The 18852-nt window shown below is 63.9% G+C and carries 20 protein-coding genes; 16 read left to right on the forward strand and 4 right to left on the reverse strand.

Annotation, left to right across the window (positions count from 1 at the left end; genetic code table 11):
- The 4 genes from FUT88_RS01160 to recR all read left to right on the forward strand — a co-directional run.
- Window positions 1–582: DNA polymerase III subunit gamma/tau C-terminal domain-containing protein (locus FUT88_RS01160; RefSeq protein WP_325205659.1), on the forward strand; the 582-nt coding region annotated here is incomplete at its 5' end.
- Between the two features lie 85 nt (window positions 583–667).
- Entirely contained in the window at window positions 668–1015 is a 348-nt protein-coding gene (locus tag FUT88_RS01165) for a YbaB/EbfC family nucleoid-associated protein (protein WP_009238427.1), read from the forward strand.
- 23 nt (window positions 1016–1038) lie between these two features.
- Window positions 1039–1338, forward strand: a complete 300-nt coding sequence (locus FUT88_RS01170; protein ID WP_147213469.1) for an antibiotic biosynthesis monooxygenase family protein — start codon at window positions 1039–1041, stop codon at window positions 1336–1338.
- Window positions 1338–1958, forward strand: a complete 621-nt coding sequence (gene recR, locus FUT88_RS01175) for a recombination mediator RecR (protein ID WP_102066993.1) — start codon at window positions 1338–1340, stop codon at window positions 1956–1958. The genes FUT88_RS01170 and recR overlap by 1 nt, the downstream gene beginning before the upstream one ends.
- A gap of 17 nt (window positions 1959–1975) precedes the next feature.
- On the opposite strand, the gene FUT88_RS01180 is transcribed toward recR, so the two are convergent.
- Entirely contained in the window at window positions 1976–3334 is a 1359-nt protein-coding gene (locus FUT88_RS01180; protein WP_147213470.1) for a carbohydrate porin, read from the reverse strand.
- Between the two features lie 163 nt (window positions 3335–3497).
- Here FUT88_RS01180 and FUT88_RS01185 point away from each other — a divergent pair, with 163 nt between their 5' ends.
- The 7 genes from FUT88_RS01185 to FUT88_RS01215 all read left to right on the forward strand — a co-directional run bounded on the left by FUT88_RS01185 (window position 3498) and on the right by FUT88_RS01215 (window position 10410).
- Window positions 3498–4412: a LysR substrate-binding domain-containing protein gene (locus FUT88_RS01185; RefSeq protein WP_027677648.1), complete on the forward strand. Its 915-nt coding sequence runs from the start codon at window positions 3498–3500 to the stop codon at window positions 4410–4412.
- A 22-nt stretch (window positions 4413–4434) separates the two neighbouring features.
- A complete protein-coding gene (locus tag FUT88_RS01190) occupies window positions 4435–5643 on the forward strand; it encodes a CaiB/BaiF CoA transferase family protein (protein ID WP_147213471.1) in 1209 nt (402 codons plus the stop codon).
- 89 nt (window positions 5644–5732) lie between these two features.
- Window positions 5733–6782 carry an ABC transporter substrate-binding protein gene (locus FUT88_RS01195; RefSeq protein ID WP_147213472.1) on the forward strand — a complete coding sequence of 350 codons (1050 nt, stop codon included), beginning with the start codon at window positions 5733–5735 and terminating at the stop codon, window positions 6780–6782.
- 65 nt (window positions 6783–6847) lie between these two features.
- Window positions 6848–7660, forward strand: coding sequence for an ABC transporter ATP-binding protein (locus FUT88_RS01200; protein ID WP_147213473.1), 813 nt, complete (start codon window positions 6848–6850; stop codon window positions 7658–7660).
- A gap of 23 nt (window positions 7661–7683) precedes the next feature.
- On the forward strand, window positions 7684–8475 hold the full coding sequence (locus FUT88_RS01205; protein ID WP_027677644.1) for an ABC transporter permease: 792 nt from the start codon (window positions 7684–7686) through the stop codon (window positions 8473–8475).
- A 91-nt stretch (window positions 8476–8566) separates the two neighbouring features.
- Window positions 8567–9196, forward strand: a complete 630-nt coding sequence (locus FUT88_RS01210; protein WP_147213474.1) for a TetR/AcrR family transcriptional regulator — start codon at window positions 8567–8569, stop codon at window positions 9194–9196.
- 107 nt (window positions 9197–9303) lie between these two features.
- On the forward strand, window positions 9304–10410 hold the full coding sequence (locus FUT88_RS01215; protein WP_102066998.1) for an alkene reductase: 1107 nt from the start codon (window positions 9304–9306) through the stop codon (window positions 10408–10410).
- 76 nt (window positions 10411–10486) lie between these two features.
- On the opposite strand, the gene FUT88_RS01220 is transcribed toward FUT88_RS01215, so the two are convergent.
- Window positions 10487–11461, reverse strand: a complete 975-nt coding sequence (locus FUT88_RS01220) for an NADPH:quinone oxidoreductase family protein (RefSeq protein ID WP_147213475.1) — start codon at window positions 11459–11461, stop codon at window positions 10487–10489.
- A gap of 211 nt (window positions 11462–11672) precedes the next feature.
- On the opposite strand from FUT88_RS01220, the gene surE reads away from it, so the two are divergent.
- The 4 genes from surE to rpoS are packed head-to-tail and all read left to right on the forward strand — an operon-like array spanning window position 11673 to window position 15362.
- Window positions 11673–12428 carry a 5'/3'-nucleotidase SurE gene (surE, locus tag FUT88_RS01225; RefSeq protein ID WP_009238415.1) on the forward strand — a complete coding sequence of 252 codons (756 nt, stop codon included), beginning with the start codon at window positions 11673–11675 and terminating at the stop codon, window positions 12426–12428.
- Window positions 12429–12443: 15 nt separating this feature from the next.
- On the forward strand, window positions 12444–13388 hold the full coding sequence (locus FUT88_RS01230; protein ID WP_147213476.1) for a protein-L-isoaspartate(D-aspartate) O-methyltransferase: 945 nt from the start codon (window positions 12444–12446) through the stop codon (window positions 13386–13388).
- Window position 13389: 1 nt separating this feature from the next.
- The gene (locus FUT88_RS01235) at window positions 13390–14217 is read left to right on the forward strand and encodes a peptidoglycan DD-metalloendopeptidase family protein (protein WP_147213477.1); all 828 of its coding nucleotides are present in this window, start codon (window positions 13390–13392) and stop codon (window positions 14215–14217) included.
- A gap of 8 nt (window positions 14218–14225) precedes the next feature.
- Window positions 14226–15362: an RNA polymerase sigma factor RpoS gene (gene rpoS, locus FUT88_RS01240; RefSeq protein WP_147213478.1), complete on the forward strand. Its 1137-nt coding sequence runs from the start codon at window positions 14226–14228 to the stop codon at window positions 15360–15362.
- Between the two features lie 37 nt (window positions 15363–15399).
- Here rpoS and FUT88_RS01245 read toward each other — a convergent pair whose 3' ends face one another.
- The gene (locus FUT88_RS01245) at window positions 15400–16263 is read right to left on the reverse strand and encodes an endonuclease/exonuclease/phosphatase family protein (RefSeq protein WP_147213479.1); all 864 of its coding nucleotides are present in this window, start codon (window positions 16261–16263) and stop codon (window positions 15400–15402) included.
- A gap of 160 nt (window positions 16264–16423) precedes the next feature.
- Here FUT88_RS01245 and rlmD point away from each other — a divergent pair, with 160 nt between their 5' ends.
- A complete protein-coding gene (rlmD, locus tag FUT88_RS01250; protein WP_147213571.1) occupies window positions 16424–17776 on the forward strand; it encodes a 23S rRNA (uracil(1939)-C(5))-methyltransferase RlmD in 1353 nt (450 codons plus the stop codon).
- Window positions 17777–17870: 94 nt separating this feature from the next.
- On the opposite strand, the gene FUT88_RS01255 is transcribed toward rlmD, so the two are convergent.
- Window positions 17871–18572 carry a Bax inhibitor-1/YccA family protein gene (locus tag FUT88_RS01255; protein WP_147213480.1) on the reverse strand — a complete coding sequence of 234 codons (702 nt, stop codon included), beginning with the start codon at window positions 18570–18572 and terminating at the stop codon, window positions 17871–17873.
- Between the last annotated feature and the right edge of the window lie 280 nt (window positions 18573–18852).

The following is an 18852-nucleotide window of genomic DNA, read 5'->3' on the forward strand; positions in this document are numbered from 1 at the left end:
TTGGCTCCGCCGTCGCTTGAAGAGATGGATGCAGCCTTTGCCGGCTGGGATTCCGCTTCGAGCGTGGGCCCTGGGGCGCCTGAGTCGGTAGCACGTCCCGCACAGATCGAGGCGCCGGTAGCGGCACCCGCTCCGGCCAAGGCGGTCGCTCCAGAGCCGGTAGCGGCAGCTACGCCGCCTGACCTGAGCGCTAGCGGTCTGACCACGTTCGACGGCAATTGGCCGGCGCTGGCAGCGAGCCTGCCGATTCGCGGTCTTGCCCAACAACTGGCTTACCAGAGCGAATTGGCGGCCGTGGAAGGCGTAACGATGCGCCTGCGTGTTCCGCTGCCCCCGCTGACCGACGCCAACGTCGTCGAGCGCCTGGAGGCAGCATTGACAGAACACTTCGGCTCGCCCGTTCGCGTGGTGTGCGATATCGGGCCTGCGCGCGCCACCGCGGCGGCTGTCGATGCCGAGCAGCGCGCTGAGCGTCAACGCAATGCCGAAGACGCCATCGCCGCCAACCCGTTTGTGCAGGCGTTGGTGCGGGATTTTGCGGCGCAGGTCGTCCCCGGTTCGATCCAACCGCACGCGCACTGAACCGCATCCCCAGACCTGAACATTGAACATCGGCGCGCCCACTGAGCGGCGCGCCTTGCATGACCCATTTCAAGGAGCAACGACCATGATGAAAGGCCAGATCGCCGGGCTGATGAAGCAGGCCCAGCAGATGCAGGAAAACATGAAGAAGGCGCAGGAGCAACTCGCCCTGATCGAAGTGGAAGGCGTGTCGGGCGCTGGCCTCGTGAAGGTGGTGATGACCTGCAAGAACGACGTGAAGCGTGTGTCGATCGACCCGAGCCTTCTGGCCGAAGGCGAGGACAAGGATCTGCTCGAAGACCTCATCGCCGCTGCGTTCAACGACGCCGTGCGAAAGGCCGAGGCCACCACGCAAGAGAAGATGGGCTCGCTCACTTCCGGCCTGGGCGGCATGGCGAGCATGTTGCCGCCCGGCTTCAAGCTGCCGTTCTAATCGACGCTGATCAGGATCGCGCCATGGTGCTGGAATCTGCGCTGCTGCACGTCAGGCCCGGCCAGGAAGCTGCCTTCGAGGCCGCCTTCGCCGAGGCGCGTCACATCATCGGCGCGATGCGGGGTTTCGTTACGCTGTCGCTGTTGCGCTGCATCGAGAAGACCAGCGATTATTTGCTGCTGGTGCAGTGGCAGACGCTGGAAGACCACACCATCGGCTTCCGGCAGTCGCCCGAATACCAGCGCTGGCGCGCGCTGCTGCATCACTTCTATGACCCGATGCCGGAAGTTCTGCACCACACGACGGTGCTGGAGCACGCGTGATGCGTAACGCTCCGGGCACGCCGTCGGCGCTGCAGATGCTGGTTGAGGCCCTGCGCGTGCTGCCGGGGGTCGGCCCCAAGTCTGCCCAGCGCATGGCCTATCACCTGATGCAGCATGACCGCGAGGGCGCGGCGCAGCTGGCCCAGGCGCTGTCCGACGCGACGGAATCCATCCAGCATTGCAGCCGCTGCAATACCTTTACCGAGCAGGAAGTTTGCGAGACCTGCCTGGACACGCGCCGCGATGCATCGGTCCTGTGCGTGGTGGAAACGCCCGCTGATCAGATGATGATCGAGCAGACGCTGACGTATCGCGGCCAATACTTCGTGCTGATGGGCCGGCTCTCGCCGCTGGACAACATCGGCCCGAAAGAGATTCACCTCGAACGCTTGCTGGCCCGCGCAACCGATCCTGCGCTGGGCGGACCGTGCACCGAGGTCATCCTCGCCACCAACTTCACCAGCGAAGGCGAGGCGACGGCGCACTACATCGGCGAGATGTTGAAGGCGCGCGGCATCAAGGCGACGCGTCTGGCGCGTGGCGTGCCGGTGGGTGGCGAGCTGGAATACGTGGACGCGGGCACCATCGCCCGCGCGGTGCTGGATCGGCGCCAGCTCTGAGCCGGCGCACCTGAACTTCAGAACTCGGTATGCAGGCGCGTACCGAAGAACACGGCGGGACCGCGATCCGCGTTGTAGCCGGGGTTGCGGATCCATTGCACGTCGGCGCTGATCCACAGGTGCTTGGCCGCCTGGAAGCTATAGAACGCCTCGACGATCTGCTCGGGCGCGTAGTTCAGCTTGCCGTCTCCCAGGAATACGCCCACGCCGCCTTGCTGCAGGTAGCGGCGGTGATCAGGCGATAGCATGTTGATGGCCGCGGCCAGGCCCACCGTGTCTTCCGAACGTCCCCATTTGCTGCCCTTGACGATCGTGCCGAACGACACCGAACGGTCGATTTCCGTGAAGGCGTAGGTTTCCGTCTTGCCATCCGCCCACGACGCACGAGCGAAGACGCCAATGTCGTCGTTGATCTGCTGTTCGCCGCCGATGCCGACACCGACCTTGGTGTTGTCGCGTCGCGTGAGGCTGACGTCCGGCGCGCTGCCTGTCGATTGACCCAGGGCGAGGGCATCGTTGTAGCGCGCCATATTGGTTCGGTTGCGGAAGAGCATGACGCGCAGCTTGCCGGGCTGCCCTGCGAGCGTGTGGCTGCGCTCGACTTCGAACACATCGCCGTAGTGGCGGCCGATGCGCGTGTCGAGCGGCAGGCCGTTGGATTCTTCCGGTTGGATGAAGCGGCCGATGCGGTACGCCCAGTCGCCGTCGTAATACTCCAGGGCGGCGCCCCAGGTGTAGCCGCGGGCATCAGCAGCGTAGTCGAACGCGCCGTGCGTGAGGAACGACCAGTTCAGGAATTGCGTGCGCGGGTCGTGCGCGTAGGTCACGCCGTCGAACACGTCGAGCACCGAAAAATTGCCGGCTGTGAAGACCAAGCGACGCTTGTCGACCTGGCCGGCAAACTGATTCATCTCGGCTTCCTGGTCTTCGGTGCCGCCGCCCAGGCCGACCGTCTGGCGGAAGAAAGCGCGTGCGCGGTAGAGCGTCGGGTCGGGGCCGGCGGTCTTGGCCAGCTCGCCATTGGTGAAACCAGCCAGGCCATGCAGACCCGAGAACGGCTGGCCGAGCGCCATTTCAGGGTTGATATGGATTTCAGCGCCTTGCCAGAGGCGCATGCCCAGATCGAGCGTCGTCGTGACCGAATAGCTCGTTGTCGATTTGCCCGACAGGCTGTTCGGCCCGCTGTACGGCGAGTGGAACGACAGGTCGTGCTGCCAGACGTACGTCGCCTGGCCGTGGACGGCAAAGCGCTCTGGATCGTTGATCGCCCACTTGCTGCTGTCATCTGGTGTGCTTTCAGCTGCCAAGGCGTGGCCGGCGCTCAGGGAGAGCGCGCACAGGGCAGTCAGGCGGGCAAGACGGAACGGAAGCAACATGGCAGCAAGCAGGGAGAACGCCGTTAGAATCCCTTCTCGGATCGGGGAACGGCCAAAAGCCCGCCATGTTAACCGTGGGCGGATGACGGCCGGATGAAACACGCAGGAAACATGCCCTGATATTGCATCGATGTTGTGTATTTCCCACCTTCAGCTCTCCGCGATGAATCTCGCTCGCTTCGATCTCGTCACCCTTGGCCTGTTTGTGGCGGTGGCCCGGCTGGGCAGCATCTCGGCTGGGGCCCGCCAATCGCACTTGGCCGTGGCCGCGGCGAGCAAGCGGATTTCCGATCTGGAAGCGGCCGTGGGCGCGCCGTTGCTGTATCGCCATGCCGCGGGCGTGGAGCTGACTGAAGCCGGCCAGGCGTGCTTCCGCCACGCCGTGGGCATCCTGCAGGACGTCGAGCGCATGGCGGGTGCGTTGTCGGACTTTGCCGCCGGCACGCGGGGGCTGGTGCGCGTGTGGGCCAACACCTCGTCGATTACGCAATTCCTGGCTGATGACCTGGCCGCGTTCATGCTGGCCAATCCGGCCATCCGCATCGCGCTGGAGGAGCAGGACAGCGGCGATATCGTCGCCGCGCTGCGCGAGAACCGGGCGGATCTCGGCATCTTCGCGGCCGGTACGCCGTGCGACGGGCTGCAATCGTTCGACTACCGGGAAGACGATCTCGCCTTGGTCACGCCGCGCGGTCATCCGTTGGCCGGGCGCAAGCAGGTCCATTTCGCCGACGCCGTGGATTTCGATTTCGTCAGCCTGCCGCCGGGCACGTCGCTGGCCGCGCAGCTGGTCGACGAAAGCCTTCGGCTCGGCAAGCCGCTGCGCCTGCGCATCCAGGTACGCAGCTTCGAAGCCGTCTGCCGGATGGTGGCCTCTGGCCTGGGCGTGGGCGTGTTGCCGCGCATCGCCGCACAAGGGCATGTATCGAGCCTGCCGGGCGCGGGCCTGGCGCTCGTGGCGCTCCAAGACGAATGGGCACATCGCCGCCTGCTGGTGGGCGTGCGCGACCCCGATGCGCTGACCAGCTCCGCGCGCCTGCTGATGACGCATCTGCTCGGCAACCCCACCGCACTCTGAATTCAACGCTTTCCATACGACCATGCCGACACAGGTTTTGCAGGACATCCGTGTGCTCGAACTCGGGCAGCTGATCGCCGGGCCGTTTGCTGCCAAGACGCTCGCCGACTTTGGCGCCCAGGTCATCAAGATCGAGCCGCCGGGGCAAGGCGATCCGTTGCGCAAATGGCGGATGCTGCATGAGGGCACGTCAGTCTGGTGGGAGGCGCAATCGCGCAACAAGCAATCGGTCTGCGTCGACTTGCGTGTCCCGGAAGGGCAGGAGGTTGTTCGCAAGCTGGCTGCTGAAGCCGATGTGCTGATCGAGAACTTCCGCCCGGGGACGATGGAAAAGTGGGGGCTGTCGTACGAAGCGCTTTCCGCCATCAACCCGAAACTGATCATGCTGCGCGTGTCGGGCTACGGCCAGACGGGCCCCAAACGGGATGAGCCGGGCTTTGCGGCCATTGCCGAAGCCATGGCCGGCCTGCGCTATTTGACCGGTGAGCCGGGGCGCCCGCCTGCCCGGGCGGGGCTGTCGCTCGGCGACACCATCGCCGGTTTGCATGGCGCGTTGGGCGTGCTGCTGGCGCTGTACGAACGCGACGCGCGCGGCGGCAAGGGGCAGGTGATCGACGTGGCGCTGTATGAATCCGTGTTCAACCTGACGGAGAGCCTGCTGCCGGAGTATTCGGTGTTTGGCGCGATCCGCCAGCCGGCGGGCGGGGCGCTGCCGGGCATCGCACCGTCGAACGCCTATCGCTGCGCCGGTGGCGAATACGTTCTGATTGCCGCCAACGGCGACAACATCTTCCGCCGCCTGATGCAACACATGGGCCGGCAAGACCTCGCTGACGATCCCGGCCTGGCCCGCAACGACGGCCGCGCCGCGCGTGCCGAGGAAATCGACGCAGCCATCAACGCGTGGACGAGCACCTTGCCCATCGCAGATGTTCTGGCCGCGCTGCATGCGGCCGAAGTGCCCAGCGGCCCGATCTACACCATCGCCGACATTGCCGCCGACCCGCACTACCGCGCACGCGGCGTGATCGAAACCGTGCGCGCGCAGTCGGGCATCCAGGTCGAGATGCCGGGCGTGGTGCCAAAGCTTTCGGCTACGCCGGGCGCCGTGCAGGCGAGCGCGCCGCGCCTGGGCCAGCACACGCGGGATGTCCTGCGCGGCCACGGCCTCACCGATGCGCAGATCGACGCGCTCGTTTCGCAGGGCATCGTTGCCGAAGCCAAAAGCTAAGCAGCTAGGACGATCCCGCATGTTGTGTTGCAAATCGTTGCGGTAATATCGCCGCCAAGGCAGTGAACGCCACAGAACAGGAGACAGGCATGGGGACACGAGTCATTGGGCGCTGGGCAAAGTGGATGGGCGCAGCACTGTGCGCGACAAGCCTGCTGGCTGCCAGCCCCGCCGTTCTGGCACAGGGCAAACCTGAAAAAAGCAAGGTCACCATCGCGGTGGGCGGCAAGGCGCTGTTCTACTACCTACCGCTGACGATTGCCGAGCGTCTGGGTTACTTCAAGGACGAAGGCCTGGACGTTGAAATCGTCGACTTTGCCGGCGGTGCGAAAGCGCTGCAGGCCGTCGTGGGCGGTAGCGCCGACGTCGTGAGTGGTGCCTACGAGCACACGCTGGTGCTGCAGGCCAAGGGCCAGATGTACCAGGAGTTCGTGCTGCAGGGGCGTGCCCCGCAGATCGTGCTGGCCGTCAACAACAAGACGATGCCCAACTACAAGTCGATCGCCGATTTGAAGGGCAAGAAGATCGGCGTGACGGCGCCGGGTTCGTCGACCAACATCATGGTCAATTACGTACTGGCGCGCGCCGGCATCAAGCCGAACGAAGTGTCGATCATCGGCGTGGGCCCGAGCAGCGGGGCGATTGCCGCCGTGCGTGCAGGCCAGATCGACGCCCTGGCCAACCTGGACCCGGTGATGTCGATGCTCACGCAGAAGAATGAAGTTCGCGTGGTTTCGGATACCCGCACGCTGGCCGATACCAAGGCGGTGTTTGGCGGCAACATGCCGGCCGGCTGCCTGTACGCGTCCACCGCGTTCATCCAGAAGAATCCCAACACGACGCAGGCGATGACCAACGCCATGGTGCGTGCGCTCAAGTGGCTGCAGAAGGCCGGCCCGTCGGACATCGTCAAGACGGTGCCGGACGCCTATCTGCTGGGTGACCGCGCGCTCTATCTGGCGGCATGGGACAAGGTGCGCGAGGCCATTTCGCCGGACGGCACGATGCCCGCCGACGGCCCCGCCACGGCGCTGCGCACGCTGTCGGAGTTCGATGCGGAAGTGAAGGGCAAGCAGATCAAGCTCGACCAGACCTTCACCAATACCTTCGTGCAGAAGGCCAACGCCAAGTACAAGTAATTTCGACAGGCTTTCAGCAACGCGCCCGGTTTTGCCCGGGCGCATTGCTTTTTGGACCGCAGACCATGCCGCATCCCGCGCTTTCATTCGATCAGATCACCTGCACGTTCATCTCGCCCGACACGCCGGGCCAGCGTTACACCGCCGTGCAAAACACCTCGCTGGAGGTACATGCCGGCGAGTTCGTCTCCGTGGTCGGCCCCACCGGCTGCGGCAAATCCACATTGCTGAATTTGGCGGCGGGGCTGTTGCAGCCGTCTTCCGGGCAGGTGCGCGTGTTTGGCGAGCCGCTGGTCGGCATCAACCGTCGTGCCGGCTACATGTTCCAGGCAGAGGCGCTGATGCCATGGCGCAGCGCGCTTGACAACGTGATGGCCGGGCTCGAGTTCCGGGGCATGCTCGACAAGGAGGCGCGTGACCTCGCCATGTCGTGGCTCGCGCGCGTCGGGCTGGCTGGCTTTGAAGACCGCTACCCGCATCAGCTTTCCGGCGGTATGCGCAAACGCGTGAGCCTAGCGCAAACGCTGGTGCTCGACCCCGACATCATCCTCATGGACGAGCCGTTTTCTGCGCTCGACATCCAGACGCGCCAGCTGATGGAAAACGAGGTGCTCGACCTCTGGGCCGCCAAGCGCAAGGCGGTGCTGTTCATCACACACGATCTGGACGAAGCGATTGCCATGAGCGACCGCGTGGTCGTGCTGGCCGCCGGCCCCGGTACGCATCCGATCGGCGAATTCACGATTGACCTGCCGCGCCCGCGCGATGTGGCCGAGATTCGTGACCAGGCCGGCTTTGTCGACCTGCATTCGCGCATCTGGGACGTCCTGCGCGAAGAAGTGCTCAAAGGCTATGCGCAGCACCGCCGCGTGGCTTGACCTGAATCTGATCGATTGCATCCATGGCTAACCGTCCGCTTTCTCCATTCGCGCTGCGCACCTGGCAGCTTGGCCTGCTGGTCGTCACGTTGGGCGTGTGGCACTTCGCCACGCGCTCGCAGGAAGTTGCGTTCTTCTTCGGAGAACCGCTCATCGTTGCCCAGCGTATCTGGGCGTGGTTCGTTTCTGAAGGCGATATCTATCAACACCTTGGCGTGACGTTGGCCGAGACAGTGCTGGCCTTTGCCATCGGCACCGCTACTGGCCTGGGCGCCGGCTTGTGGCTGGCGCTGAGCCCGGCGGCTTCGGCAGTGCTGGATCCGTACATCAAGGCGGCCAATTCGATGCCGCGCGTGATCCTGGCGCCGATCTTCGGCGTGTGGTTCGGGCTGGGGATCTGGTCAAAGGTCGCGCTGGCGGTGACGCTCGTGTTCTTCATCGTCTTCTTCAACGTCTACCAGGGCGTGAAGGAAGTCAGCCCGGTCGTGCTGGCCAATGCGCGCATGCTAGGCGCATCGCAGCGGCAACTGCTGCGCTTCGTCTATCTGCCGAGCGCGACGAGCTGGGTGTTCTCGTCGCTGCATACGTCGGTGGGCCTGGCGTTCGTCGGGGCGGTGGTGGGGGAGTATCTCGGTTCCGCACGCGGTGTCGGCTACCTGATCCTCCAGGCAGAGGGTACGTTCGACATCAACACGGTGTTTGCGGGCATCGTCGTGCTGACGGTCTTCGCGCTCGTCCTGGACTGGCTCGTCGGATTGATGGAAAAACGCCTGATGCGCTGGCAACCGAAGAGCGGCGAGACGGAAAAGCTCTGAGCGAGCGCGCGGACGACGCAAACGTCACATCGACCCTGTCGCGAGCAGGGTCATGCAACTAGACGGTCGGTCTACTACAATGCCACCCATCATGAGCAAGCACCCCGAACCCGTCACCGCTGAAGGCGCCGAAGCCCGGCACGACACCCGCGACCGCATTCTGGACGCCGGTGCCGAGTTGATCCTCGGGCGTGGTTTTTCGGCCGTCGGGTTGGCGGAAATCCTGGGCCGTGCGCAGGTGCCGAAGGGTTCGTTCTATTACTACTTCGGCTCCAAGGAAGACTTTGGCGTTGCCATGCTGGAGCGCTATTTCCAGGACTACGACGCGGGCGTGGTCAGCCTCTTCAACGACACACGCCTCACCGCCCGCGAGCGGCTGCTGCGCTATTTCATGGCCTGGATCGATCTGCATGAGCGCAGCGCATGCGAAGTCACGTGCCTCGCGGTCAAGCTATCGGGAGAGGTGTCGGATTTGTCGGAACCGATGCGCAAGGTGTTGTCGAAGGGGATGACGCGCATGGTCGAGCGCATCGCCGCCGCAATTGAGGCCGGTGTCGCCGACGGTTCGTTGGGGCCCGTGCAGGACGCGCACGAACTGGCCGAAGGCCTGTACGCCATGTGGATGGGCGGTGCACTGCTGGCCAAGGCGCACCGCACGGTCGACGCGTTCAAGAGCTGCGTCGCGCAAACGGAAATGCTGCTGGCCAAGCCCAAACACTGACGTCGAGCGAAACGAAACGAAACCGACTGCCGGCGAGGCACGTTCCTCGCTTTTTCTTTGATTCCGGTTCTAGATGACCGGTCGAATAGTGCATTTCAGGAGCTGATATGACTCAACAACTGCTGTCCCCGGTTCAGACCGGCCGTACGACCCTCGCCAATCGTGTCGTCATGGCGCCGCTTACGCGCTCGCGCGCCGGCCAGCCGGGTGACGTGCCGACCGAACTGAACGTGACTTACTACGCCCAGCGCGCAACCGCTGGCCTGATCGTCACGGAGGCCACGCAAATTTCCCGCCAGGGTCAGGGCTACGCCTGGACCCCGGGCATGTACACCGACGCACAGGAAGCCGGCTGGAAGGCGGTGGTGGATGCTGTGCATGCCAAGGGCGGCCGCATCTCGCAACAACTGTGGCATGTGGGCCGCATCTCCAACACGCTGCTGCAGGAAAACGGCCAGGCTCCCGTCGCGCCGTCGGCCATCGTCGCCAAGGGCGCACAGAGCTTTGTCGTGCAGCCCGACGGCACCCCCGCCAATGTGCCGACCAGCGAGCCGCGTGCCCTGGCCACGGAAGAAATCCCCGGTGTGATTGCGCAATACCGCCAGGCCGTGCTGCGTGCACGCCGCGCCGGTTTCGATTTCGTTGAAATCCACGCCGCCAACGGTTACCTGCTGCACCAATTCCTGTCGACCAACAGCAACCAGCGCACCGACCAGTACGGCGGCTCCCTGGAAAACCGCGCCCGACTGATTCTCGAAGTCGTCGACACCGCCATCGCAGAGATCGGTGCAGACCGCGTCGGCATTCGCCTCTCGCCGCACTTCGTCGCGCACGACATTGCCGATGAACAAGCTGAAGAAAGCGCGCTGTACCTTGCGCGCGAGCTGACCAAGCGCGGCATCGCCTACCTGCACATCGCCGAACCGGATTGGGCCGGCGGTCCCGAGCTGAGCAACGATTTCCGTCGCCAACTGCGCGATGCCTTCAAGGGCACGCTCATCGTGTGCGGCCAATACACGGCGGAAGAGGGCGAGCAGATGATCGCCTCCGGTTTGGCGGATGCCGTTGCGTTCGGTCGTCCGTTCATCGCCAATCCCGATCTAGTGGCGCGCTTCCGTGCCGGCGCATCGCTCAACAAGCCGGATCGCGCAACGTTCTACGGCGGCCAGGAAAAGGGCTACACCGACTACCCGACGCTGGAAGAAGCGGCCTGATCATCCGTTGCATCAAAGAAAAAAGCCGCGCAGGCGATCAACCTGCGCGGCTTTTTTTTGTTCAGCGCTGACGTTTTTAAGGCTGAATCACGACCTTGCCCGTCACCTTGCGCGCCGCCATGTCCAGCAGCGCCTGCGTTGTCTGCTCCAGCGGATAGCGCGCAGAGATATGCGGCCGGATCTTGCCTTCCTGCATCCAGCCGAGCATCTGCATCATGTTCGCCAGATTCGCCTTCGGCTCGCGGCGCGCGAATTCGCCCCAGAACACGCCCACCAGCGATGCGCCTTTCAGCAACGCAAGGTTCAGCGGCATCTTGGGGATCTCTCCGTTGGCAAATCCGACCACGAGGTAGCGGCCCCGCCAGGCGATGGAGCGGAACGCCGGCTCCGCGTAGATGCCGCCGACCGGGTCGTAGATCACGTCGGGGCCTTTGCCGTCCGTCAGTTCCTTGATGCGCTCGCGCAGGTCTTCGGTCGAATAGTTGATGACAGCGTCGGCGCCGTGGTCCTTGCAGACTGCGAGTTTCTCGTCGCTCGATGCCGCAGCGATGACGCGCGCACCGATCGCCTTGCCGATCTCGATGGCCGCCAGCCCGACGCCGCCCGCCGCGCCGAGCACGAGCATCGTTTCGCCGGCCTTCAGTTGCCCGCGATCGACCACCGCGTGGTGCGACGTGCCGTACGTCAGCGTGAACGCCGCGGCGGTGTCGAACGCCATGCCCGGCGGCATCGGCATGACTACCTTGGCCGAGGCCTTGACCTGTGAAGCAAACGCACCCTGGCCAAGAAACGCGATCACGTGGTCGCCCGCCTTCAGATGCGACACGCCTTCGCCGACGGCGTTGACCACGCCCGCGACTTCCGAACCGGGCGTAAACGGCAGCTCCGGCTTGAACTGGTACTTGTTCTGGATGATCAGCACGTCAGGAAAATTCACCCCCGCGGCCTTTACGTCGATCACGACTTCGCCGGCGCCGGGCGAAAGGTCCGGCAGCGTTTCGATCACCAGCGATTCGGGCGGGCCCCAGGTTTTGCAGACGACGGCTTTCATCATGTGTCTCCTCAACAGTCTTGCGTTGGATTGTTCGCCATCTCGCATGCATCGCACGCGATCTCGTCCGGCAGTGTAACCGAATAAAAGCACGGTCGTTCGATTTGGCCGAGTGCGATGAATCGCGACGCTTGTCGACGCATTTTTTGTAAGCGTGCAGAACGTGTGCAGGAGCACGATTCGCGAACGTTGCTCGGTTACAATCCGCGCCATGCATATTCTCATTGCCAACGACGATGGATACCTCGCGCCCGGGCTCGCGGCGCTGCATCGTGCGCTGAGCCCGCTGGGCCGCGTGACGGTGGTCGCGCCGGAGCAGAACCACAGCGGCGCATCGAACTCGCTTACGCTGCAGCGTCCGCTTTCGGTGTTCGAGGCGACGGAAGGTGCCCAGAAGGGCTTTCGCTTCGTCAACGGCACGCCGACGGATTGCGTGCACATAGCCCTCACCGGCATGATCGAAGAGAAGCCCGACTTGGTCGTCTCCGGTATCAACCAGGGCCAGAACATGGGCGAAGACGTGCTGTATTCCGGCACCGTCGCCGCCGCCATCGAAGGCTACCTGTTCGGTATCCCGTCGATTGCGTTCTCGCAGGCCGACAAGGGCTGGACGCACCTCGACGCCGCCGAGCGCGTGGCCCGCGAGGTGGTCGAACGCTATCTGTCCGATCCGCTCGACGGGCCGGTCCTGCTGAACGTCAACATCCCGAATCTGCCGTACGCCGAGCTGGCAGGTTGGCGTGCGACGCGTCTGGGCAAGCGGCACCAGTCGCAGCCCGTGATCCGGCAGGCCAATCCGCGCGGCGAGCCGATCTTCTGGGTCGGTGCCGCCGGCGATGCAAAGGATGCGAGCGAAGGCACCGATTTCCACGCCGTTGCGCATGGCTTCGTCTCGCTGACGCCGCTGCAGCTTGATCTGACCGATACGGCCCAACTGCGCACCGTGCGCCGCTGGCAGACGCCATGATCGGCATGGTGGCTCATGTCTGAACGTCCGCGCGACCGGCGTTTTCCGTTGCCGCTCGATGCAGTGGTCGAGCGCAAGCCAGTGGAACGCCAGCGTGAAACGCGAATCTCGTCCGGGGTGAGCGCCGTGTCACGCCCGACGCCGGCGCGTGCGGCATCGGTCGAACGCGCGTCACCGATTTCCGCCCCGGCACCTGCGCCGCAGCGCGTGGCGGGGGTCGACGCGGCGGTTGGCGCCGTTGCTGCGAGCGCGGTGCAGGCCCGCACGGCGGCGGCGCACGCGGCGGCTGGCGGCATGGCGTCGGACCGGGCGCGTCAGGCATTGGTTGGCCGTGTGCAAGCCGGGGGCGTGAGCGACAAGCGCGTGCTGGCAGCCATTGGCACCGTGCCGCGCCATTTGTTCGTCGACGCCGGCCTGGCCTCGCAGGCCTACGAAGATTCCGCATTGCCCATCGGCCATCAGCAAACGATCTCGAAGCCGTCAGTGGTCGGGCGAATGATCGAGTTGTTATTGAGCGGGCGGCCCGACCGTACTGGCATGCCGCTCGCGCGCGTGCTGGAAATCGGTACCGGCTGCGGCTACCAGGCAGCGGTTCTGGCGCAGCTGGCCGACGAGGTGTACTCGATCGAGCGCGTTCGCCCGCTGCATGAAAAAGCCAAAGCGAACTTGCGGCCACTCCGCGTGCCAAACATCCGTCTGCACTATGGCGACGGCATGCTGGGGCTCCCGAAGGCCGCGCCGTTCGACGCCATCATCCTGGCGGCGGCGGGGCTGGAGGTGCCGCAGGCGCTGCTCGACCAGCTCACCGTGGGCGGCCGGCTGATTGCCCCTGTGGCCACCGACCGCACCAGCGGCCCGGCGCAGCAGCTCGTTCTCATCGAGCGCCGCAGCCGCTTCCAGTTTCACAGTACCGCGCTTGAAGGCGTTTTCTTTGTCCCGTTAAAATCAGGAACTGTTTAGCATGTTCATTTCCCGGAGCTCCATGAACCGTCCAAGCCCCGCACGCGCAGGCCGGCTCGCCGTGGCGATGGTGTCGGCCGCACTATTGGCGGCTTGCGCATCCTCCGGCAACCAAGCCCCTGTTCTCGATCGCACCTCGCGCGCCGGCAGCACCGGGGCCACGTCGCAAGAGCCGCCGCCCCCCGGCTACTATCGGGTCAAGCGTGGCGATACGTTGTACAGCATTGCCCTGCGTAACGGCCAGGCGCCCCGCGATCTGGTGGCCTGGAACAATATCGCCAACCCTAACCAGATCGAAGTCGATCAGCTGCTACGCGTTGTTCCGCCGAACGCAGATGTCAGCAGCACCGGGGCCGTCGTCACACCGGTTCGCCCGCCTAACACGACGACGCAACCGGTCGATTCGACGCCCGCCACGCCGCCGTCCGCAGTGTCGTCCAGCGCTCCTGCCGGGGCAACTGACAACGCAATCTCGCTGGCCTGGCCGGCACGCGGTTCGCTCATCAACCGTTTCGATGACAAGAGCAACAAGGGCATCGACATTGGCGGCAAACGTGGTGACGCGGTGGTCGCTGCCGACGACGGAAAAGTGATCCACGTTGGACCCTTGCGTGGGTACGGGAATCTTGTCATCATCAAACACAACGACACGTTCCTGACCGCCTACGGCAACAACGATAAGGTTCTGGTCACCGAGCAATCCACCGTCAAGAAAGGGCAGAAGATCGCCGAAATGGGCAGTACCGATGCGGATCGCGTGAAGCTTCATTTTGAAGTGCGCCGCAACGGTAAGCCGGTCGATCCGATGCGCTACTTGCCGCCTCAATAGAGGAATGCATGCCGCGCCAGAAAGCCGCCACGCCCGTCACCCCCGCCGATGACAACATCGACGCTGCTGTAGAGGGCCAGCGCACCCCAAATGGGCGCGCGGGGCGGCGTGCGCGCAGCGCGGCACAGCCTCCTGCTGAAGAGATCGAAGTCGTCGACGCGCTGGTCGACGATCTACCTGTCTCCGATTCTGCTGATCTCAACGACACGTCGGACAGCGCCGACGAGCCGGATGAAGATGAGGAAGAGGGTGAGGAGGCCGAGGAGGTTGCACCGGAGGAAGATTTCCGTAAGGTGCTTCAGGCCGAACTGGCCGCCGACACGGTTCAGCATTATCTCAATCGCATCAGCATCAAGCCGCTGCTGACGCCAGCCGAAGAACTGCATTTCTCGACGTTGGCCAAGGCCGGCGAGTTTGCCGCGCGCCAGGTCATGATCGAGCGCAACCTCCGCCTGGTCGTAAGCATCGCCAAAGGCTATCTGAATCGCGGTGTGCCGCTGCTCGATCTGATCGAAGAGGGCAACCTGGGTCTGATGCACGCGATCGAAAAGTTCGATCCGGAGCGCGGGTTCCGCTTCTCGACGTACGCAACGTGGTGGATCCGCCAGAGCATCGAGCGCGCGATCATGAATCAGGCGCGTACGGTTCGTCTGCCGGTGCACGTGATTCGCGAACTCAACCAGGTGCTGCGTGCCAAGCGTCATCTGGAAAAGAGCGGTGTGGACGGCCGGGACGCGAGCCTTGAAGACATCGCTCACTTGCTCGGCAAGACCACAGAGGAAGTGCAGGACGTGCTCTCGCTCAATGAGCACACGACTTCGCTGGATACGCCGTTCGATCTTGATCCGGGCACGAGCCTGCTCGATTTCCTCTCGGACGAGCATGGCGCCTCGCCGGATCAAGAGGTGGCACATCGCGAGCTTTCACTGCTGATGAAGTCGTGGCTTGCGCGCTTGTCCGACAAGCACCGCTATGTGGTGGAGCGCCGCTTCGGCCTCAACTACATTGAGCCTGCGACGCTGGAAGAGCTGGCCGCCGAGATGGGCCTGACGCGCGAACGCGTTCGTCAGATTCAGCAGGAAGCGCTGGTCAAGCTCAAGCGCCATTTCGCTTCGCAAGGCGTGCGTAAAGACGCGGTGCTGTAAGGCGCCGCTGCCTCTCTTCTTTCTCCTCCAATTTCATTCAGTCGTTCCGCAGCTCCAGCAGCATCGGTTGGTGATCCGATGCTTGCGTGGTGCTGTTGACTTCCGTCCTCAGCACGCGCGGTTTCAATGGATCGCTGATCAGCATGAAATCGCACGCGTAGGCCGGTTCGGTCCAGTCGGTGCGGTCGTGCACGCCGAAAGTCGGCGGCTGCGGCGTTGTGCCGTGGGCAATCTCCCACGCGTCGTGCAAAGCGGGTTCCTGACTGAACGGCACGGTCGCCAGGCGTTTAGGCGTGGAGTCCGGCTTGCAGTTGAAATCGCCGCAAATGATGGTTGCGGCCGTCTGTGCGAGTGGGCGGAAAGGACCCGCTTCGGGCTCGGTGCCAAGCACAGACGGATGATCCGCACGCGCGCAACCTTCCGCGTGGATGGCTCGCAGGGCATCGATTTGCGCCACGCGTTGACGCTCCGAGTAGTACTCCAGATGCGTGGTGATGATGCGCAAGGCACCAAACGGCGCCTGCACGGTCGCCTCGATGGCCATGCGCGGCATATACGGTGTGGCATCCGCCGGACAAGGTAAAGCGTGGCGCCGGATGTGATGCACGGGCAGGCGTGTGGCAATCGCGTTGCCGAAGCGCTGCACATGCATGCCGTTGTGGCGCTCCAGCGCGAAGCCTTCGATCACGGTGTATTCGGGGCCAAGCGCGTCAGCGAGTTCAGTCCATTGATCGCTGCCCGGCCCGCCTGGCAGATCGCCGAAACCGGACGTGACTTCCTGGAGGCACAGCACATCGAACTCGGCCATCTCACGTGCTTGCGCGAGTTGACGCGCAATGCTGACGTGCCCGTCGGCGCCACGGCCCCACTGGATATTCCACGTCAGGATGATGGTGCCCATGCTGATCCTCCGGTGTCTTACAATGCCGCCCTTGTCCTCATTTTGCCCAGGCTCGCTCGTGTCTCAAGCTGCACCTAACGTCACGCCTTCCTCTTCTGTTCCAGCAACGGTCGCGCCGGACACGCCGCCCGCCAAGCCCCGCGGGCGCCGTAAGCCGGAAATGCCGGTGGCAGGCCCGCTGGACATCGTCTCGCTCGATGGCGAAGCGCGTGGCATCGGACGTTTGACGAACGAGGATGGCACGCCGGGGAAGGTTGTTTTCGTGGAAGGCGCTTTGCCGGGGGAGCGCGTGATGTACCGCAGTCACCGCGTCAAGCCTTCGTACGAGCAGGCGAGTGTGGTGACCATTCTGCGCCAGTCCGCTTCGCGCGTGACGCCGCAGTGCAAGTTCTTTGGGGTGTGCGGTGGCTGTTCCATGCAGCATCTGGATTCGCGCGCGCAGGTCGCGATCAAGCAGCGTGTGCTGGAGGACGACCTGTGGCATTTGGCCAAGCTGCGTCCGGATGTGGTGTTCCGGCCAATTGCCGGTCCGGATTGGGGCTATCGCTATCGCGCGCGCTTGACCGTGCGCCATGTTGCGGCCAAAGGCGGTGTACTGGTGGGCTTTCACGAGCGCAAGAGCAGCTATGTGGCCGACATGACGTCGTGCGAAGTGCTGCCGCCGCACGTATCCGCGCTGCTGGTGCCGTTGCGCGAGTTGGTGGCGCGCCTGTCGATCGTACAACGCATGCCGCAGATCGAACTGGCGGTCGGACAGGACGTAACTGCGCTGGTATTGCGCAATCTGGAGCCAATTACCGCCGAGGATGAGGCCGAGTTGCGCGCTTTTGCCGATCAGCACAACGTCCAGTTTTGGCTGCAGCCCAAGGGGCCGGACACCGTTTATCCGTTCCATCCCGTCGATCGCACGCTGACGTACACGCTGCCGGAATTCGGCATCACGATGCCGTTCAAGCCGACGGATTTCACGCAGGTCAATCACCAGATCAACCGGGTGCTGATGTCGCGGGCGCTGAAGCTGCTCCACGCACAGCCGGGCGATCGGCTCCTTGACCTGTTCTGCGGTATCGGCAACTTCACGCTTCCGATGGCGACGCGGGCACGCGAAGTCATGGGCATCGAAGGCAGCGAGGCGCTCACCACACGTGCGCTTGCCAACGCCCAATACAACGGCTTAGACGCGAAGACAACATTCGCTTGCCGCAACCTGTTCGAGGTGTCGGCCGATGATATTGCCGCGCTGGGCAAGTTCGATCGGTGGCTGATCGATCCGCCGCGCGAAGGAGCGCTGGCTGTTTCCAAGGCGCTGGCCGAACTGTCGCAGCGTGGCGGTGAAGCGGCTGATTTGCTGCCGAAGCGCATCGTCTACGTGTCCTGCAATCCGGCGACGCTGGCGCGCGATGCGGGTTTGCTTGTACATGAAGCCGGCTATCGATTGGCCGGAGCGGGCGTGGTCAACATGTTCCCGCACACGTCGCACGTGGAGTCGATGGCGGTATTCGAGCGCGACTGACCGTTCGTCGGGCGTTTCGCAGACAAAGAAAAACCGGCGCCTGGTGCGCCGGTTTTTTTGCGCCATCGCTGGCGCTTGTGAGGCTGAATTTCGCTTAGTTGCGATTTCCGCCAAAGATTCCCAGGATCGCCAGCAGGTTCGTGAAGATGTTGTAGACGTCCAGGTAGATGGCCAGGGTAGCCGTCACGTAGTTGGTCTCGCCGCCGTTCACGATGCGCTGCACGTCGAACAGGATGTACGCCGAGAAGATCGCGATGGCCAGCACCGAGATGGTCAGCATCATCGCGGGCAGCTGCAGCCAGATGTTAGCTACCGAGCCAACGATCAGCACCAGCACGCCCATGAACAGCCACTTGCCCAGGCCCGAGAAATCGCGCTTGCTGACCGTGGCCACCGTCGCCATCACGCCGAAGATGACCGCTGTGCCCCCGAACGCCGTCATGATCAGTGACGCACCATTCGAGAAGCCCAGAATCATGCCGATCAGCCGCGACAGCATCAGCCCCATGAAGAACGTGAAGCCGAGCAGCAATGCCACGCCAACGCCGCTGTTCTTGAAGCGCTCAATGGCGTAGAAGAAGCCAAAAGCCACTGCCATGAAGATGACGAAACCCATCAGCGGGTTGCGTCCCATCAGGTTGAAGCCGGTAGTAACGCCGATCCAGGCACCGAGGATGGTGGGGATCATGGAAAGCGCGAGCAGCCAATAGGTATTGCGCAGCACGCGGTTGCGGACGGCCAACGCGCCGGCGGTGCCGGAAGCGCCAAAACCGTACGTGTTGAGTTGGTTGTCCATGCGAACTCCTTGGGTGAATGACATTGCAGACAATGCGACGACACAGCGAATGTGGCATCCGAAGCCCGCTTTTGCAAGCCGCCTCGTCCTTACTTGGAGAGTCAGCATGCCACGCGGTTCCGGCCGCAGGTGGGCGATCGCGATGGAAAATACCCTTCCTGGGTGACTTTTCGTGCTCTCAATAAGGGGATGCTAAGGCGTGTTCGTCAGGCCGACGGACCGCTCCGTGGTAAGTGACTATGTCGCCTCCCAGCGCTGCCAGCGTACGCGACATCCGGTT

The sequence above is a fragment of the Ralstonia sp. TCR112 genome (assembly GCF_007997035.1).
Classification (GTDB): domain Bacteria; phylum Pseudomonadota; class Gammaproteobacteria; order Burkholderiales; family Burkholderiaceae; genus Ralstonia; species Ralstonia edaphi.

Bases quoted from the DNA above. Each gene is read 5' to 3' on its own strand.
- FUT88_RS01165 (WP_009238427.1), top strand. From the start codon at position 668: ATGATGAAAGGCCAGATCGCCGGGCTGATGAAGCAGGCCCAGCAGATG.
- FUT88_RS01170 (WP_147213469.1), top strand. From the start codon at position 1,039: ATGGTGCTGGAATCTGCGCTGCTGCACGTCAGGCCCGGCCAGGAAGCT.
- recR (WP_102066993.1), top strand. From the start codon at position 1,338: ATGCGTAACGCTCCGGGCACGCCGTCGGCGCTGCAGATGCTGGTTGAG.
- FUT88_RS01180 (WP_147213470.1), bottom strand. From the start codon at position 3,334: ATGTTGCTTCCGTTCCGTCTTGCCCGCCTGACTGCCCTGTGCGCGCTC.
- FUT88_RS01185 (WP_027677648.1), top strand. From the start codon at position 3,498: ATGAATCTCGCTCGCTTCGATCTCGTCACCCTTGGCCTGTTTGTGGCG.
- FUT88_RS01190 (WP_147213471.1), top strand. From the start codon at position 4,435: ATGCCGACACAGGTTTTGCAGGACATCCGTGTGCTCGAACTCGGGCAG.
- FUT88_RS01195 (WP_147213472.1), top strand. From the start codon at position 5,733: ATGGGGACACGAGTCATTGGGCGCTGGGCAAAGTGGATGGGCGCAGCA.
- FUT88_RS01200 (WP_147213473.1), top strand. From the start codon at position 6,848: ATGCCGCATCCCGCGCTTTCATTCGATCAGATCACCTGCACGTTCATC.
- FUT88_RS01205 (WP_027677644.1), top strand. From the start codon at position 7,684: ATGGCTAACCGTCCGCTTTCTCCATTCGCGCTGCGCACCTGGCAGCTT.
- FUT88_RS01210 (WP_147213474.1), top strand. From the start codon at position 8,567: ATGAGCAAGCACCCCGAACCCGTCACCGCTGAAGGCGCCGAAGCCCGG.
- FUT88_RS01215 (WP_102066998.1), top strand. From the start codon at position 9,304: ATGACTCAACAACTGCTGTCCCCGGTTCAGACCGGCCGTACGACCCTC.
- FUT88_RS01220 (WP_147213475.1), bottom strand. From the start codon at position 11,461: ATGAAAGCCGTCGTCTGCAAAACCTGGGGCCCGCCCGAATCGCTGGTG.
- surE (WP_009238415.1), top strand. From the start codon at position 11,673: ATGCATATTCTCATTGCCAACGACGATGGATACCTCGCGCCCGGGCTC.
- FUT88_RS01230 (WP_147213476.1), top strand. From the start codon at position 12,444: ATGTCTGAACGTCCGCGCGACCGGCGTTTTCCGTTGCCGCTCGATGCA.
- FUT88_RS01235 (WP_147213477.1), top strand. From the start codon at position 13,390: ATGTTCATTTCCCGGAGCTCCATGAACCGTCCAAGCCCCGCACGCGCA.
- rpoS (WP_147213478.1), top strand. From the start codon at position 14,226: ATGCCGCGCCAGAAAGCCGCCACGCCCGTCACCCCCGCCGATGACAAC.
- FUT88_RS01245 (WP_147213479.1), bottom strand. From the start codon at position 16,263: ATGGGCACCATCATCCTGACGTGGAATATCCAGTGGGGCCGTGGCGCC.
- rlmD (WP_147213571.1), top strand. From the start codon at position 16,424: ATGCCGGTGGCAGGCCCGCTGGACATCGTCTCGCTCGATGGCGAAGCG.
- FUT88_RS01255 (WP_147213480.1), bottom strand. From the start codon at position 18,572: ATGGACAACCAACTCAACACGTACGGTTTTGGCGCTTCCGGCACCGCC.